The sequence below is a fragment of the Streptomyces sp. NPDC046931 genome, from assembly GCF_040644655.1.
In the GTDB taxonomy this organism is placed as follows: domain Bacteria; phylum Actinomycetota; class Actinomycetes; order Streptomycetales; family Streptomycetaceae; genus Streptomyces.
The window spans coordinates 177,984-193,110 of record NZ_JBEYWX010000002.1 but is presented as its reverse complement, the minus strand read 5'-3'; the positions used below and the strand labels follow the sequence as shown (position 1 = coordinate 193,110).

Sequence of the window (15,127 nt, the reverse complement as noted above, 5' to 3'; positions counted from 1 at the left end):
TTCAAAAGCCACCCGTTCAAGAGGCGCCCGTTCAAAAGCCGCCCGCTCACGAGGGCGCTTCGGCCGCCTTCAAGAACGGTCACCGGCATCGCGGTGCGAGGCAGGCCCGGCCCGCCACGGCCGGCTCAGCCCGCCGCTACCGTCAGCGGGGCGAAGCGCCGCGTCCAGTCACCGGGCAGATCGGGGATTCCATACGTCATGACCGCGTTCACACCGACGGTGGCGAGCCCCCGCTCCTTAAGCCAGGCCAGCAGGTCCTCGTGCCGCACGTCGATGTCCGTGCGCAGCGGGCGGTCGGTGTGGGCGGCGAGAGAGGCGATCAGTGCTTTGGCCGTCTCGGTGTCGCGGGCGATGAGGGGGCCCACGACATGCGTGTCCATGTTGGGCCAGGCGGCCGCGTACCCGATGATCCGCCCGCCCTCCTCGGCGATGCGCACCTGGTCGGCGAAGGCGGGTAGCCGGGTGATCACATGGGTGCGGTCGGCGCCGAAGACCTCCTCGTCCAGCCGGACGAGCGTGGCGAGGTCCTCCCCGGTGGCCGGGCGAGTGCCGACGGGGGACGGCCGTCCGTCGGCCCTGAAGTGCCCCAGCACCATCTCGGAGCTGCCGGTGACCTTGAAGCCGAGTTCCTCGTAGAGGGGACGGCCGTACGGGGTCGCGTACAGCGTGAGCGGGGTGACGTCCCTCTCCGCCACCACATGGCGCATCAGCCGACGGCCAACCCCCCGGCGGGAATGTCGCTGGGCGACCAGCACCATGCCGATGCCGCAGAGGTCCGGACGGTAACGCGATCCGTATTCGGTCACGACGCAGGCCGCGACAAGACCGCCTTCGGGGTCGTCGATGCCGTATCCCTTCCCAGCGGCCAGGAGCAGACCCCATTTGTGTTCCTCCCGGGGCCACCCCCGGTCCTCGGACAAGTCGGCGCAGGCGCTGAGATCGCGAGGCGTCAGACGGCGGATGGGCAGAGCGCTGAGGGGAGGTGTCGACACGCAGGTCAGGCTGTCCGACAGGGGCCACCGACGTCCACCGGTTTGTGGCCGAACAGACACGCTTCAAGCCAGATCATGTTCCACCACACCACTTTCACCACACCACAAGGACAGGCGTTTCACGTGAAACGTAAACGTAAGGGACCGGATTCCTGCCGTTCCGGAACAGCCACCTGAATTGGCGGGCAGTCCGCGGAAGTTGAGGGAATTGCCTGCCTTGGGGCGACCGCTCTTCGGCGTCGACTCAAGGGGGCACTTGTGTGTGGGACGGTGACCGGTATGGTCGAGTCCGGTTCGCGTCCGGCGTGATGCGCGCAGGTTCCGCGGGGTGTGAACGCAGGCCGATGCAGCCTAACGGGACGGAGAGATCGAAGACCCGCATTTTCTGTTACGCGGCCGGGCCGGAGTCCGGAGTGCGATGCTGCGGTCCGGGTACCGCGACCAATGTCAACGGGGAAAAAGAGCAAGGCCGCCGGCGAGGAAACCGACGCCCGCCGACAGGGATAAGTGCGCAGACCGACCGAAAGATGTTCGAGGCGAGGCACACCATGGACGCTCCCACCACCACGTCGCCCGACAAGGGCACACCCGGTGGCGGCGGCGGGGGCGGCTGGTTCACGCCCCGTACGAAGCCCCAGACCCCCCCGAGCGAAGAGCAGGAGATACCCGAGGGCAGCCGCCTGGCGGCGATGCGCCCTGTCGGTCGGCAGACGCCGGATGCGGACACCGAGCAGTCGCGCATACGCCCTGCCGCGCCGGGGACCGCATCGGCGGAGCACCCTTCCGCCGAACCGGAACCGTCCAATGGGACAGCCGCCCCGGCCGTCTCCCCGCACGAAACCCGGACCCCCGAGGGCCCGCGGTCCGAGAACCGCCCCGCACCACCGGTCCCCGTCCGGCGACCGGCACCGGATCCCCGAGGCTCCTCCGACGCCGTGCTCGTCCGCCGGACCATGGCCGAGGTCGCTCCCGTCGCCGACAAGGTCACCTCCTACTTCTACGCGCTGCTCTTCGTACGCCACCCCGGTCTGCGGTCGCTGTTCCCCGCCGCGATGGACACCCAGCGAGACCGGCTGCTCAAGGCGCTGCTGACCACGGCCGAGCACATCGACAACACCGAGGTCCTCCTCGCGTATCTGAAGAACCTCGGCCGGGGGCACCGCAAGTACGGCACCCGGGCCGAGCACTACCCGGCCGTCGGGGAGTGCCTCATCGGAGCACTGAGCAGGTACGCCTCCGCGATCTGGGACGAGGAGACCGAGGCGGCCTGGGTGCGGACGTACACGACCATCTCCCAGGTGATGATCGACGCGGCGGCTGCGGACGAGCTGCTGGCCCCGGCCTGGTGGTACGCGGAGGTCGTCTCGCACGAGCTCCGGACACCGGACGTCGCGGTGATCACGGTCCGCCCCGACCAGCCGTACCGGTTCCTGGCCGGTCAGTACACCGGTGTCGAGACCCCGTGGTGGCCGCGGGTGTGGCGCCACTACTCCTTTGCCTCGGCGCCGCGCTCCGACGGACTGCTCACTTTCCATGTGAAGGCGGTCCCGGCGGGCTGGGTGTCCAATGCGCTGGTCCATCGGGCCCGCCCCGGTGACATCATCCGGCTCGGTCCGCCCGCCGGCACGATGACCGTTGACCACACCACGGACAGCGGACTGCTCTGTCTCGGCGGCGGCACCGGGATCGCGCCCATCAAGGCCCTGGTCGAGGACGTCGTCGAGCATGGTGAGCGACGCCTGGTCGAGGTCTTCTACGGTGCCCGGACCGGCCACGATCTCTACGACATCGACACCCTGCTGCGGATACAGCAGAGCCATCCCTGGCTTTCGGTCCGCCCGGTCGTCGACGAGCAGACACACCTACAGCTGCCGGACGCCATCCGCGAGTGGGGACCGTGGAACGAGTACGACGCATATCTCTCGGGTCCGCCCGGCATGATCCGCAGCGGCGTGAACGCGCTCCGGCACATCGGTGTCCCCTCGGAACGCATCCGCCACGACGCGGTGGAGGAGCTGGTCCTGGCCGGCGGAGGGGCGTCGTAGGGCCGCCGTAGGCCGCCGTCCGTCGAGCGCTCCCGGACCACGTCCCATAGGCGTGCACTGCGGCTTCAGCCCAGGTCGGGCGCGTGCATCGCGCGTACTCCCTCGATGTTGCCGTCCAGATAGTGCCGCAGCGACAGCGGTACGAGATGGACGGACGCGATGCCGACGCGGGTGAAGGGCACTCGTACGATCTCGTACTCGCCCTCGGGCCGCTCGACTTCGGGGCCGTGCCGCAGGCGCTCGTCCATGGACTCGAGACGACAGACGAAGAAGTGCTGGACCTTCACGCCGGTCGCCCCGCCGTTCTCGCCGATGTGCTCGACCGTGTCCACGAAGCAGGGGACCACGTCGATGATCTTGGCTCCGAGTTCTTCGTGCACTTCACGGTGGAGCGCGTCGACAACGGTCGCATCCGTCGGCTCGACCCCGCCGCCCGGCGTGAGCCAGTAGGGATCGACTCCGGGCCTGGTCCGTTTGATCAGAATCAGGTCGTCACCATCCAGCAGGATGGCGCGGGCAGTGCGCTTGACCACGGGGCGAACGGTCATGGGTGAAATGTGGCCCAGCTCGTTCCACGTGAAACATCTCACACCCCACTTGGAGCCGACATCGAAGTGACCAGTGGGTGGCCGGGCGCGGGGCCCGGCAGTGGAACGCGCCGTGCTCGCCTCCCAGGTCTCAGCCCCAGCGGGTCGAGGACCGCAGCAGCCATTCGTAGGCGCGAGCGATATGAGGCATGGCCAGGGTCCCGGTACGGACCGCCAGGAAGTACGTCCGCAGCGGGGGCACCGCCGGTTCGTGAAGGGCTACAACCTCGCCCCGCTCCAGAGCGGAGGCGCACAGGTAACGCGGAAGCACGGCGAGCCCGGCTCCGGTGCTGGCGCAGGCGAGAACCGCCCGCAGGTCGGGGACGACGACCGTGCCGGAGGCGGCCGGCCGGCAGTCGAAGACGGAGGCCCAGTAGCGGGAGACGAAGGGCAGCGACTCGTGCACCTCCACCACCGGCAGGTTCTCCAGCAGGTGTGCGCCCCCGCGGCGCACCTTGCCGCGGCCGATCCGGTCGGCCCAGCGGGGGGCTGCGACCAGCACATGCTCCTCGTCGCAGAGCGGGGTCGCCGTGAGCAGGGCGCCGCGTGGCCGGGCCGTGGTGATGGCCAGGTCGTGGTGCCCGGCGGCGAGCCCTTCCAGCGTCTCGTCGGCGTTTCCGAAGGAGGCGCGGAGGGCAAGCCCCTGGCCGTCCCTGTCGGTCAGCTCGGCCAGCGCGGGCAGAGCACGCTCGGCGGTGAACTCCGGCGGACCCGCGAGATGGAGGGTGCGCAGCGACGAGTGCTCGTCGAGGCCGGTCTCGGCGATCTCGATCAGGGCGTCGAGATGCGGGGCGGCCTTGTGTGCGAGTTCGTCGCCGATGGATGTGGGGGTCACGCCGCGGGCCTGGCGCAGGAAGAGGGGGCGGCCCAGCTGCCGTTCGAGGGTGCGTATCTGGGAGGTGACCGCCGGCTGCGAGAGGCCGAGCAGGGCCGCGGCACGGGTGAAGGAACCGGCCCGGTGCACCGTCACGAAGGTGCGCAGCAGGGCCAGATCCATGGTGCTTCCTCCCCTCCCGGCACCCCGCGACCGGGCCAACTATAAATAAGTCGATAGGTCTCTGTCGCTACTGTGATTGGACACTGACACAGAGTCAACTAGCCTTGACCGCGCGGTTCTTCAAGCGCGGAACCGGGGCGGTCCGAGCCACGAGGGGGGAGGCTCGGACCGTCCGTTGTCCGTAGAGGAGCCGTCCGGGGGACCGCACCGCCTCCACGGATGTGCGTAGCCGGAACCGGCGCGTGGCTCGGGACGTGGTCACTTCGCCGACTCGTCGAGCGCACGCAGCACATCGGCCACCAGGTCCTCGGGGTCCTCGGCACCGACGGAGAGGCGGATGAAACCCTCCGGGACCGCGTCGCCGCCCCAGCGGCCACGCCGCTCGGCGGTGGACCGGACCCCTCCGAAACTGGTCGCGTCGTCGACGAGGCGGAGCGCGTCCAGAAAGCGGTCGGCACGCGCACGCGTGGGCAGCGAGAACGACACCACGCATCCGAAGCGCCGCATCTGCTGCGCGGCGATCTTGTGCGAGGGGTCGTCGGGCAGGCCCGGATACCGCAGGCCGGTCACCTCGGGCCGGCCGCGCAGCGCCTCGGCGACCGTCAGCGCGTTGGCCGACTGCCGGTCCGCGCGCAGCCGCAGGGTGGCCAGCGAGCGGTGTGCGAGCCATGCCTCCATGGGGCCCGGGATGGCTCCCACGATCTTGCGCCAGCGTCGTACGGCGGCCATCAGCCCGGCATTCCGGGACGTCACGTATCCGAGCAGGAGGTCACCGTGCCCGGTGAGCATCTTGGTGCCGCTGGCCACGGAGAAGTCGGCGCCCAGCTCGAGGGGCCGCTGGCCGAGGGGCGTGGCCAGGGTGTTGTCGACGGCGACGAGGGTGCCCTGCGCGTGAGCCGCCGCCACGAGTCGGCGCACGTCACAGACGTCGAGTCCCGGGTTGGACGGAGTCTCGATCCACAGCAGCTTCGCGCCGTCGAGGGCACCGAGCTGGGCGTCGTCACCGGTCGGCGCGGTGCGCACGTCGATGCCGTACGCGGTCAGCTGTTCGCCCACCAGCGGCAGTACCTGGTAGCCGTCCGAGGGCAGCACCACGGTGTCGCCGGCACGCAGCTGGGAGAAGAGGACCGCCGAGATCGCGGCCATGCCGGAGGCGAAGGTGAGCGTGTCGACACCCTTCTCGCCGGGCGCCTCCAACTCACCGATGGCGCGCTCCAGATGCGTCCACGTGGGATTCTCGTCCCGCCCGTAGGCGTACGGGCCGGTCGGCTCGCCGGGCAGGTGGAAGTGCGCGGCGAAGACCGGGCCCGGCAGGGTCGGCTCGTGCTTGACCGGCTCGGGCAGCCCCGCCCGCACCGCACGCGTGCCGTCGCCGATCCCCCGCGTGCCGTCGCCAGTCCCCCGCGTGCCGTCGCCGGTCCCCGCGCCGGACGCGGGCGCGGCCCCTGTGTCCCCTGTGCTCATGCCGCCCGTCCCTCCACCTGCTCTCGTACCTCGGCGAGCAGTCCGGGGCTCGCCGCTTCCACCATCTCAAGACACTCCTCGAACCCGTCCATCCCCCCGTAGTACGGGTCGGGCACGTCGAGGTTGTCGTCGGCGGCCGGGTCGTACGAGCGCAGAAGCCTGACCTTGGCTGCGTCCTTCGGGGTGGGGGCGAGCCGGCGCAGGGCCTTCAGATGGCCGGCATCCAGGGCGATCACGAGATCCAGCCGGGAGAACCAGGAGGGCTGGAACTGGCGTGCGGTGTGCACGCTGTCGTAGCCGTTGTCTTCCAGGACGGCGACGGTGCGCGGATCCGCGGCGTCACCCTCGTGCCAGCCGCCCGTACCCGCGCTGTCGACCTCGACAAGGTCGTCGAGACCGGCCTCCGCGACGTGGGCGCGGAAGACGGACTCCGCCATCGGCGAGCGGCAGATGTTGCCGGTGCAGACGAAGCAGACGCGATAGGTCATGCGCTCCCTCAGTCCTCGTCGTCGGGCAGCACCAGGTGCAGCGCCCAGGAGACGATCGAGATGATCAGGCCGCCCAGGACGGCGGTCCAGAAGCCCTCGACGTGGAAACTCAGGTCCAGTTTGCCCGCCACCCAGGAGGTGAGGAGCAGCATCAGAGCGTTGACGACCAGGGTTATCAGCCCGAGCGTCAGGATGAACAGGGGGAAGGTCAGCACCTTCACCACCGGCTTGACCAGGAAGTTCACCAGCCCGAAGATCAACGCGACCACGATGAGCGTGCCGGTCTTCTTGGCCGTGCTCGTGCCCGTCAGAGTGATCTTGTCGAGCAGCCATACGGCGACGGCCAGGGCCCCCGCGTTGGCGATCGTCTTGACTACGAAATTCTTCATGTGTCTGATCGTGGCAGACGGGACCAGAGGCGAGTAGTGAGCAAGGACGGGCAGAAGCGATGAAGGCTATGAAGGCTTTCCGGCTGGACGAACTGGAGGCGGAGCGCGCCGCCAACGACGGCGCGTATCTGCAGTTCCTGCGGGAGCGGAACATGTCGGTCGGCCTGTACGCGCTCGACGCCGGCGACCTCGACCCGCAGAAGCCGCACCAGCAGGACGAGGTGTACTTCGTCGTCAGCGGCCGCGCCTCGATCACCGTGGGCCTGGAGACCACCCAGGTCGCACGGGGGAGCGTCGTCTACGTGCCCGCCGGGGTCGCCCACAAGTTCCACCACATCACCGAAGACCTGAGGGTACTGGTGGTGTTCTCTCCGCCGGAGAGCTGAGACCCGCCTCGGGGTTCCCTAGGGGAACGATCAGGGGAGGACAAGGGGCGCGAGTGCCGCGTTCCGCCCCTTCGCGGTCCTAGCATCGAGGCAGGACGGAAGGACCCGGTTGGGGAGCCCCCGAAATGGACGCGGGGCAACGGGCGGACAGACAAGGACGAGGGCCATGCGAGAGATCTTCGCGGGTTTGCCGTGGTGGGTGAAGTGGATCGCGGTGCCGGTCATCGCCCTGGTGGTTTTCGGCAGTGTGATAGCGACCGTCGTCGGCTTCGTGGTGCTGCTGCTGTTCAAGGTGCTTCTCTTCGTCGCTCTGGTCGGCGGACTGATCTACGTCGTACGGAAGTTCATGTCGAGTTCGTCCTCACGCGGCGACTGGTGAGCCACCCGGAGCGCAGCGGGCGGGGGACAGGCCCCGCGGGGTGGCACAGGGCCGACCCGGCGGTCGGCAACAGGCCGCCGGTAACAGGAACCTGAGGTTCCCTCGGGCGAGGGAAGTTTTCCCGGTGACGCCGTCGGCGGCCGGTGGGGGGCCGTTAAAGTCCGGAGCCCGTGGCGCGGCAGTCCCGCGCGCGGTGCATTTCCCTCCCGTGTCCCCGCACGGGAGGCCCACTTCGTGCTCCGGGAGTGACCTTTGGCCACGGTTGGCGCCGCACCCGCACAGTCGTCCGCCCCACCCGCACAGCGGCGCGCCTCTCCGGCGGAGGAGCACCTCCCGCCCACGTCGGCGCAGTCCAGCACCCTCATCGGATCGGTGCAGCGGGCGATGCGGCTGCTGGAGGCCGTCGCCGAGCACGAGTACGGGGCCCCCGCCAAGCAGTTGGCCCGTGAGGTCGGTTTGGCGCTGCCCACGACGTACCACCTTCTGCGCACCCTGACCCACGAGGGCTATCTGCGCCGGGAGAAGGGCCTGTTCTTCCTCGGGGAGGCAGCCGAGCGGTTGAGCGGCAGCGCGGCCCAGCAGAAACGTCGCACCATGGTGAACGACGCGCTCGAACAATGGCGTGATTCGATCGGTGTCCCGGTCTACTACGCGGTATACCGCGAGGGTGAGATCGAGGTCCTCGGTGTTGCCGACAGCCCGGGCAGCCCGGCGGTCGGGGAGTGGGCGGACTTCCGGGAGACCGGGCACGCGCACGCGATCGGTCAGTGCCTGCTGTCGCAGCTCGACGAAGAGGCCCGGCGCGATCATCTCGACCGCTATCCGGTGCAGCCGCTCACGCCGTACACGGTGCGTGACAACCGCAGCCTGGAGCGCCGTCTGGAGCACGTGGAACCGGGGGAACCGGTCATCGAGCGCCAGGAGTACACGCTCGGTACGGCCTGCGCTGCGATCCCCCTCACCGTGGGCCCGACGGCTGCGGCGGTAGCCATCTCCCTGCCTTCACAGCAAGCCGACCGGCTGCTGCCGGCGGCCCGTCGGTTGCAGGCGGAGAGCGGCAGACTGCTAGGGACACTCACCCTCTCTATCAGTATCTGAAAACTCACTCCTTGTGATCTGCTGTGTACGTTCAGCAAACTTCCAGCAGGTGTCAGGGGGATCATTCCTGGCCAGTCGACGGCTACTGACGGGGTAGGCGATGCGCGAGTCGGTGCAGGCAGAGGTCATGATGAGCTTTCTCGTGTCCGAGGAGCTCTCCTTCCGCATTCCGGTGGAGCTGTGTTACGAGACCTGTGATCCCTATGCGGTACGTCTGACCTTCCATCTGCCCGGCGACGCACCCGTCACCTGGGCGTTCGGTCGTGAGTTGCTGGTGGACGGGGTGGGCCGGCCGTGCGGCGACGGCGATGTCCATATCTCCCCCGCCGAGCCGGACACTTTCGGCGATGTGCTGATCCGGCTCCAGGTGGGCGGCGACCGGGCGGTGTTCCGGTCGGGTGCGGTCCCCCTGGTGGCGTTCCTCGACCGCACCGACAAGCTGGTGCCGCTCGGGCAGGAGGGATCACTCGCCGACTTCGACGCGCATCTGGAGGAGGCGCTGGACCGGATCCTGGCGGAGGAGCAGAGCGCAGGCTGAGGCGGCGCGCGGCGCCGTAACGCTTCTGCTGGGGCGTCCTCCCGGTCCGGGACGTCTCAGCGCTTGCGGCGGCGCCCTCTCCCCCCACGGGCCGGGGCCGCCGCAGCCGGGGCGGCGGCTGTTCCCGGCCGGTCGGTCGAGACGACGACGGCGGCCAGGATCGTCGTCACCGGCACCGAGGCGACCAGCCCGATCGAGCCGACCAGCGTGCGCACGATCTCCTCGGCGACCAGCTCGCTGCCCGCGACCGAGACCACGCTGCTCTGCGCGATCGAGAAGAGCAGCAGCAGGGGCAGGGCCGCGCCCGCGTATGCCAGGACCAGCGTGTTGACGACCGAGGCGATGTGGTCGCGGCCGATACGGATGCCCGCACGGTACAGACCGCGCCAGCCCATCGACGGGTTGGCCTCGTGCAGTTCCCAGACCGCGGATGTCTGCGTGACGGTCACGTCGTCGAGGACGCCGAGCGAACCGATGATGACCCCGGCGAGCAGCAGTCCGCTCATGTCGATATGCGGGTACAACCCGTGGATCAGACCGGTGTTGTCGTCCGTGTTGCCGGTCAGTGCCGCCCAGCCGATGAACTCCGAGCCCAGTACACCGATCAGCGACAGGGAGATGAGCGTGCCGAGTACCGCGACGGAGGTACGGGCCGAGAGACCGTGGCACATGTAGAGGGCGATCAGCATGATGGCGCTCGACCCGACCACGGCCACGAGCAGCGGATTCGCGCCTTGCAGGATCGCGGGCAGGATGAAGAAACCGAGCACCAGGAAGCTGACGGCCAGCGCGACGAGCGCCATGATCCCGCGCATCCGGCCCACGACCACCACCGCCACGGCGAAGATGCCGGCGAGCAGGGCCATGGGGAACTTTCGGTCCACATCGGTCACCGAGTACTGAAGGTCCTTGGGCGCGGAGGGCTCGTACGCGACCACGACCTTCTCGCCCTCGTGCAACTGCCGTGACTGGTCCGGCTGCACGATCTCCGTGAAGGTACGGCCCTCATCCTTGCCGGTGTCGACGCGGACCGTCGCCTTCTTGCATGTGCCGGCCGGCCGCTGGGGGGCCGAGCCGTCGCCGGTGGACGCGTTCCCGGTCGGGGCCCCACCCGGGGCGTTCACGGAGGCACAGTCCACCGCCACGACCCTGGTGACCGTCGCCTGTTGGGTCTGCCGGTCGAACCCGACGCCGGAACGCTTGTGCGGCGGGACGCCACCGGGCCACAGCACCACGAGCCCGACCACGACCGCCGCCGTGAACGGGATGAGAATCGCGGCGATGACCCTGCGCAGATGCCGTGAGACAGGGGCGGCGGGGCCGTGGCTGTGGCTGTGGGAGTGGACGTGTCCCTCGTCCGGGCCATGGTGGTGACGCGGCTCGGACGGTGGGTGCGAGGGGGGATGCGGGGTCGGGGTCACCGCCCGATCATCGCAAGAACCCGTGAGGCCCACTGTTCAGCTTGCCCAATCAGACGCTAGCGTGAAAGGACCTTTGCACACGCGGGAGCTCGGAGCACCGGGCTGAGAGGGCGCTGACCTCCGCAGGCGCGATGTTTCACGTGGAACATCGACGGCGGAAACCGCTGCGTCGACCGCTGAACCTGTTACCGGGTAATGCCGGCGTAGGGAGTAGGTCTCATGACCATCAAGGACGCACGCACGCCTGCCTCCGTCCAGGGCGAAGAGCCCCAGGAGGCCGGGAAGTCCATCGGCTGGCACAAGGCGTACATCGAGGGCTCGCGCCCCGACCTGCGGGTGCCGGTCCGTCAGGTGCATCTCACCAACGGGCGGTCGGTCACCCTGTACGACACCTCCGGCCCGTACACCGATCCGGTCGCCGAGACCGATGTCCGCAGGGGCCTTGTGCCGCTGCGGGAGAACTGGATCGTCGCTCGCGGCGACACCGAGGAGTATGCGGGCCGCCCCGTCCGTCCCGAGGACGACGGGATCAGGCACACCTCGCCGCGTGGCGGCCTGCGGAACCTCGACGCGGTGTTCCCGGGACGCCCGCGCCAGCCGCGTCGCGGTCGCGACGGTGCCGCGGTGACACAGCTCGCGTACGCGCGCCGCGGGGAGATCACACCGGAGATGGAGTTCGTGGCCCTCCGCGAGAACGTCTCCCCCGAGGTCGTCCGCGAGGAGATCGCGGCGGGCCGGGCGGTGCTGCCGGCCAATGTCAACCACCCGGAGATCGAGCCGATGATCATCGGCAAACGGTTCCTGGTGAAGGTCAACGCCAACATCGGCAACTCCGCGGTCACCTCCTCCATCGAGGAGGAGGTCGAGAAGATGACCTGGGCGACCCGCTGGGGCGCCGACACGGTCATGGATCTGTCCACCGGCCGCAACATCCACACCACCCGTGAATGGGTGCTGCGCAACTCCCCCGTGCCCATCGGCACGGTGCCGCTCTACCAGGCGCTCGAGAAGGTCGACGGTAAGGCCGAGGAGCTGACCTGGGATATCTACAAGGACACGGTCATCGAGCAGGCCGAGCAGGGCGTGGACTACATGACGGTCCATGCGGGTGTGCGCCTGGCGTACGTACCGCTGACGGCGAACCGCAAGACCGGCATCGTCTCGCGCGGCGGCTCGATCATGGCGGCGTGGTGCCTCGCGCACCACAAGGAGTCGTTCCTCTACGAGAACTTCGAGGAGCTCTGCGAGATCCTCGCGGCCTACGACGTCACCTACTCGCTGGGCGACGGCCTGCGGCCCGGTTCGATCGCGGACGCCAACGACGCGGCGCAGTTCGCGGAGCTGCGTACCCTCGGGGAACTCGGCCGCATCGCAAGGGATTTCCACGTACAGACCATGATCGAGGGCCCGGGACACGTCCCGATGCACAAGATCAAGGAGAACATCGACCTTCAGCAGGAGATCTGCGATGAAGCTCCGTTCTATACGCTCGGCCCGCTGACCACGGACATCGCGCCGGCGTACGACCACATCACCTCTGGTATCGGTGCCGCGATGATCGCCTGGTGGGGCACGGCCATGCTCTGCTATGTCACCCCCAAGGAGCACCTGGGCCTGCCCAACCGTGACGACGTCAAGACCGGCGTCATCACCTACAAGATCGCTGCCCACGCGGCCGACCTCGCCAAGGGGCATCCGGGTGCACAGGAGTGGGACGACGCGCTGTCCGACGCGCGTTTCGAGTTCCGCTGGGAGGACCAGTTCAACCTGGCCCTCGACCCGGACACGGCCCGTGAATTCCACGACGAGACCCTTCCCGCCGAGCCCGCCAAGACGGCCCACTTCTGCTCGATGTGCGGTCCGAAGTTCTGTTCCATGAAGATCAGCCAGAGCATCACGGAGCGGTTCGGCGGTGAGGTGGCCGCGGGTGCGACGGCGGACGAGATCGCCGAGGGGATGCTCCAGAAGTCGAAGGAGTTCGCGGCGAGCGGGAACCGGGTGTACCTGCCGATCGCGGAGTGATCCCCCGCTGTGCGGTGCCGGGACAGGTCCCTGGCCGAAGTTCCGGCCCGCACCCCCTCAAGAGAACGCGGGCCGGCTTCGGTGCTCGAGGTCCGTCACTCCGGCTGGTGTTCCGGGCCCCCGAAGTCCGGGCTGGTGAAGTCCGGGCTGGTGAAGCTGGGGCGAGGGCCCGCGGCGGGGCCGCTGTCGGGGCTGCTGAAGCCCGGACGGCCGTAGCCGAGGTGCGGCATGCGGCTGGGGGTCGGTTCCGGTGCCGTGCGGCTCATCGCGGCCGCGCCCGGATCGGCGAGGGCGTCGCGGAGGAACGGCAGGATGCCGCGCTCCAGCAGTGCCTCGTGCCAGGCCTCCCGGGCCCGTGCCACCTCCGTGATCAACTCGTTCCGGGCGTCGGCGTCCCGGGCCGATGAGCTGTTGCGCAGGGCGGTGAGCAGCAGGCCGATCGCGGCGACCAGGATCGCCGCCGCGGTCACCGCGCCGAAGACCCACCCGGTGGTCAGGAGGGTCCGGGCGAATGCCTGGTCGGGGTTGACCATCTTGAGGATGTAGCCCACGAGCAGGAAGATCGCCGCGGCGGCACCGGCGAGGAAAGGGGCGAGGACCGCGGCGACGGCACCCGCTCCGGCGCTCGCCGCGGCCTCCGACATGGTGGCGGCGAGCCCCTGGCCGTCCGCGTCCGGCTCCGCGGCGTCGGCTTCCTCGGCGTTCTCCTGGACGGACGGGGCGGAAGGCGCCGGCCGACGCAGTTCCTCGCGGATCTGCACATAGTGCTGGTATTCGGCCGCCGCCGCCTCGGTGATGAGGGTGGTCGCGTTCAGCGCCATGGTGCGCAGCTGTTCGGGGTTGAGCCGCTGTCCCACAGCGGCCAGATCCGGGCGGTGTGGTGCGGAGCGCAGCGCCTCACCGAGGATCCGCTCGTAGTCCTGGCGGTCCTCGCTCAGCAGGTGCTGCGGAACGCTGTTCATGTGCATCCCCCGATGCTCCGTAGGGCTTGTGGCTCGGCATGCTGACGAGCCGTCGGGCAGAAACGGAGGGGAGCCTGCTACGGATAAGCCGATGGTAGAGCGGTGACGGCACACGGTGACAGGGGGTTTCCGGAAATTGCCCCCTCGGTTCGGGTGCTCCCGGGACGGTCCCCGCCGGGCGGCGCCGTCCCGTCGAACCCTCAGTCGTCCAGGGGGAGTTGCTGGACCAGCAGTTTTCCGGCCATGGTCACACCGCCGTCCATCGCGATCGCCAGACCGTCCGCGTAGATGTGGGGGCCTTCGACGACCGGGCCCGTGTCGTCCTCGCCGTCCTCCGAGCCGACCTCGCCGAGCAGGTAGGGGATGGGGCTGTGGCCGTGGACGATCCGCCTGCCGCCGTAGGTCTGGAGCAGGGACCGTACGGCGTCGGCGCCGCCCTCGTCGCGGAAGGAGAAGCGCTTGGTGAACTTCCGGAAGAGATCCCATACCTCGTCCGCGTCATTGCGCGTGAGGGTCTCGCGGATGGTGTCGTTGACCGCTTCGATGGAGTCGCCGTAGTCGAGGTAGGCGGTGGTGTCCGAGTGGACCAGAAGGTGTCCGTCGACCTCCTCCACCGCGTCGAGACGGGCCATCCACTGAAGGTGGTGGTCCTGCAGGCGGTCCATGTCCGTCTTCTGGCCCCCGTTGAGCAGCCAGGCCGCCTGGAAGGTTGCGGTGCCCGCGCCCGAGTTGACGGGCGTGTCGCCGAACCGTTTGGCGCCGAGCAGCAGCAGTTCGTGGTTGCCCATGAGCGCCTTGCAGTAGCCGCCGGCCGCGGCCGCCTCCGCGGACAGCCGCATCACCAGGTCGATCACACCGATGCCGTCGGGTCCGCGATCGGTGAAGTCCCCGAGGAACCACAGCCGCGCCGTGCCCGCGGACCACTGGCCCTGGGCGTCGATGAGGCCCTTTTCCCGGAGCGCCGCGACGAGCTGGTCGAGATAGCCGTGGACGTCTCCGACCACGAACAGCGGTCCGGGCCCTTCGGCGGGGGGCTCGGCGGGGACGGGGACCGGGTCGACGACCACCTGCGTGTCACCGCGGTTGATGACCGGGAGATCCCGCTCGGTGGGTGTGTACGCGTCGGAGTATCCGGGGGGGTACTCCTCCGGCGGTGCGGGGGGTCCGGTGACCTCATCGGGGGGCGTGCTCTGCGCGTACGGACCGGGCTCGTGGACGTACGCGGGCACCCGGAAGTCGCGCAACGTCTCCGTCCGTTCCGCCTCGGGTCCCTGACCGGCCCCCTGAGTCATCGACCCCTCCACCATCGCGCCGCATCTGCACCACATCGGACTGCCTGGTCGCAGCGGTCCGCGGTGT

Annotated in this window: 15 protein-coding genes and 1 riboswitch; of the genes, 6 read left to right on the top strand and 9 right to left on the bottom strand. The window is 69.3% G+C overall.

The window, feature by feature from the left end; translation table 11 throughout:
* Nucleotides 1–125 precede the first annotated feature (125 nt).
* Nucleotides 126–992: a GNAT family N-acetyltransferase gene (locus ABZ876_RS04930; RefSeq protein WP_361774352.1), complete on the bottom strand. Its 867-nt coding sequence runs from the start codon at nt 990–992 to the stop codon at nt 126–128.
* A gap of 527 nt (nt 993–1,519) precedes the next feature.
* Between ABZ876_RS04930 and ABZ876_RS04925 the strand changes: the two genes are divergently transcribed.
* Entirely contained in the window at nt 1,520–3,037 is a 1,518-nt protein-coding gene (locus ABZ876_RS04925) for a globin domain-containing protein (RefSeq protein WP_361774349.1), read from the top strand.
* 65 nt (nt 3,038–3,102) lie between these two features.
* Here the strand turns inward: ABZ876_RS04925 and ABZ876_RS04920 are convergent, their stop codons facing one another.
* The 5 genes from ABZ876_RS04920 to ABZ876_RS04900 form a co-directional block, all read right to left on the bottom strand.
* Entirely contained in the window at nt 3,103–3,585 is a 483-nt protein-coding gene (locus ABZ876_RS04920) for an NUDIX hydrolase (RefSeq protein WP_361774346.1), read from the bottom strand.
* A 130-nt stretch (nt 3,586–3,715) separates the two neighbouring features.
* A complete protein-coding gene (locus tag ABZ876_RS04915; protein WP_361774343.1) occupies nt 3,716–4,621 on the bottom strand; it encodes a LysR family transcriptional regulator in 906 nt (301 codons plus the stop codon).
* Between the two features lie 258 nt (nt 4,622–4,879).
* Complete coding sequence (locus ABZ876_RS04910) at nt 4,880–6,085, bottom strand: cystathionine gamma-lyase (protein WP_361774340.1); 1,206 nt, start codon at nt 6,083–6,085, stop codon at nt 4,880–4,882.
* Nucleotides 6,082–6,573: a low molecular weight protein-tyrosine-phosphatase gene (locus ABZ876_RS04905; RefSeq protein WP_361774337.1), complete on the bottom strand. Its 492-nt coding sequence runs from the start codon at nt 6,571–6,573 to the stop codon at nt 6,082–6,084. The genes ABZ876_RS04910 and ABZ876_RS04905 overlap by 4 nt, the downstream gene beginning before the upstream one ends.
* 8 nt (nt 6,574–6,581) lie before the next feature.
* Nucleotides 6,582–6,962 carry a phage holin family protein gene (locus ABZ876_RS04900; protein WP_361774335.1) on the bottom strand — a complete coding sequence of 127 codons (381 nt, stop codon included), beginning with the start codon at nt 6,960–6,962 and terminating at the stop codon, nt 6,582–6,584.
* A gap of 68 nt (nt 6,963–7,030) precedes the next feature.
* Here ABZ876_RS04900 and ABZ876_RS04895 point away from each other — a divergent pair, with 68 nt between their 5' ends.
* From ABZ876_RS04895 to ABZ876_RS04880, 4 genes are all read left to right on the top strand, one after another.
* Nucleotides 7,031–7,348 carry a cupin domain-containing protein gene (locus ABZ876_RS04895; protein ID WP_361653866.1) on the top strand — a complete coding sequence of 106 codons (318 nt, stop codon included), beginning with the start codon at nt 7,031–7,033 and terminating at the stop codon, nt 7,346–7,348.
* Nucleotides 7,349–7,514: 166 nt separating this feature from the next.
* Nucleotides 7,515–7,727, top strand: a complete 213-nt coding sequence (locus ABZ876_RS04890; RefSeq protein WP_361774333.1) for a DUF5326 family protein — start codon at nt 7,515–7,517, stop codon at nt 7,725–7,727.
* Nucleotides 7,728–8,111: 384 nt separating this feature from the next.
* Nucleotides 8,112–8,825 (top strand): IclR family transcriptional regulator C-terminal domain-containing protein, encoded by a 714-nt coding sequence (locus ABZ876_RS04885; protein ID WP_361775546.1) that lies wholly within the window; start codon nt 8,112–8,114, stop codon nt 8,823–8,825.
* A 100-nt stretch (nt 8,826–8,925) separates the two neighbouring features.
* Nucleotides 8,926–9,363, top strand: a complete 438-nt coding sequence (locus tag ABZ876_RS04880) for an SsgA family sporulation/cell division regulator (RefSeq protein WP_361774332.1) — start codon at nt 8,926–8,928, stop codon at nt 9,361–9,363.
* Nucleotides 9,364–9,419: 56 nt separating this feature from the next.
* On the opposite strand, the gene ABZ876_RS04875 is transcribed toward ABZ876_RS04880, so the two are convergent.
* Nucleotides 9,420–10,784, bottom strand: a complete 1,365-nt coding sequence (locus ABZ876_RS04875) for a YibE/F family protein (protein WP_361774329.1) — start codon at nt 10,782–10,784, stop codon at nt 9,420–9,422.
* Between the two features lie 71 nt (nt 10,785–10,855).
* Nucleotides 10,856–11,011, top strand: a riboswitch (TPP riboswitch).
* Between ABZ876_RS04875 and thiC the strand changes: the two genes are divergently transcribed.
* Complete coding sequence (gene thiC, locus ABZ876_RS04870; RefSeq protein WP_361774326.1) at nt 11,004–12,806, top strand: phosphomethylpyrimidine synthase ThiC; 1,803 nt, start codon at nt 11,004–11,006, stop codon at nt 12,804–12,806. It overlaps the preceding riboswitch by 8 nt.
* A 95-nt stretch (nt 12,807–12,901) precedes the next feature.
* Here thiC and ABZ876_RS04865 read toward each other — a convergent pair whose 3' ends face one another.
* Nucleotides 12,902–13,774, bottom strand: coding sequence for a hypothetical protein (locus ABZ876_RS04865; RefSeq protein ID WP_361774323.1), 873 nt, complete (start codon nt 13,772–13,774; stop codon nt 12,902–12,904).
* Between the two features lie 194 nt (nt 13,775–13,968).
* Nucleotides 13,969–15,075: a metallophosphoesterase gene (locus ABZ876_RS04860; protein WP_361774320.1), complete on the bottom strand. Its 1,107-nt coding sequence runs from the start codon at nt 15,073–15,075 to the stop codon at nt 13,969–13,971.
* Nucleotides 15,076–15,127 lie beyond the last annotated feature (52 nt).

Coding starts and splice junctions, on each gene's coding strand:
- ABZ876_RS04860 (WP_361774320.1), bottom strand. CDS start 15,075: ATGGTGGAGGGGTCGATGACTCAGGGGGCCGGTCAGGGACCCGAGGCG.
- ABZ876_RS04895 (WP_361653866.1), top strand. CDS start 7,031: ATGAAGGCTTTCCGGCTGGACGAACTGGAGGCGGAGCGCGCCGCCAAC.
- ABZ876_RS04910 (WP_361774340.1), bottom strand. CDS start 6,085: ATGAGCACAGGGGACACAGGGGCCGCGCCCGCGTCCGGCGCGGGGACC.
- thiC (WP_361774326.1), top strand. CDS start 11,004: ATGACCATCAAGGACGCACGCACGCCTGCCTCCGTCCAGGGCGAAGAG.
- ABZ876_RS04925 (WP_361774349.1), top strand. CDS start 1,520: ATGTTCGAGGCGAGGCACACCATGGACGCTCCCACCACCACGTCGCCC.
- ABZ876_RS04900 (WP_361774335.1), bottom strand. CDS start 6,962: ATGAAGAATTTCGTAGTCAAGACGATCGCCAACGCGGGGGCCCTGGCC.
- ABZ876_RS04885 (WP_361775546.1), top strand. CDS start 8,112: ATGCGGCTGCTGGAGGCCGTCGCCGAGCACGAGTACGGGGCCCCCGCC.
- ABZ876_RS04865 (WP_361774323.1), bottom strand. CDS start 13,774: ATGCACATGAACAGCGTTCCGCAGCACCTGCTGAGCGAGGACCGCCAG.
- ABZ876_RS04915 (WP_361774343.1), bottom strand. CDS start 4,621: ATGGATCTGGCCCTGCTGCGCACCTTCGTGACGGTGCACCGGGCCGGT.
- ABZ876_RS04880 (WP_361774332.1), top strand. CDS start 8,926: ATGCGCGAGTCGGTGCAGGCAGAGGTCATGATGAGCTTTCTCGTGTCC.
- ABZ876_RS04905 (WP_361774337.1), bottom strand. CDS start 6,573: ATGACCTATCGCGTCTGCTTCGTCTGCACCGGCAACATCTGCCGCTCG.
- ABZ876_RS04890 (WP_361774333.1), top strand. CDS start 7,515: ATGCGAGAGATCTTCGCGGGTTTGCCGTGGTGGGTGAAGTGGATCGCG.
- ABZ876_RS04920 (WP_361774346.1), bottom strand. CDS start 3,585: ATGACCGTTCGCCCCGTGGTCAAGCGCACTGCCCGCGCCATCCTGCTG.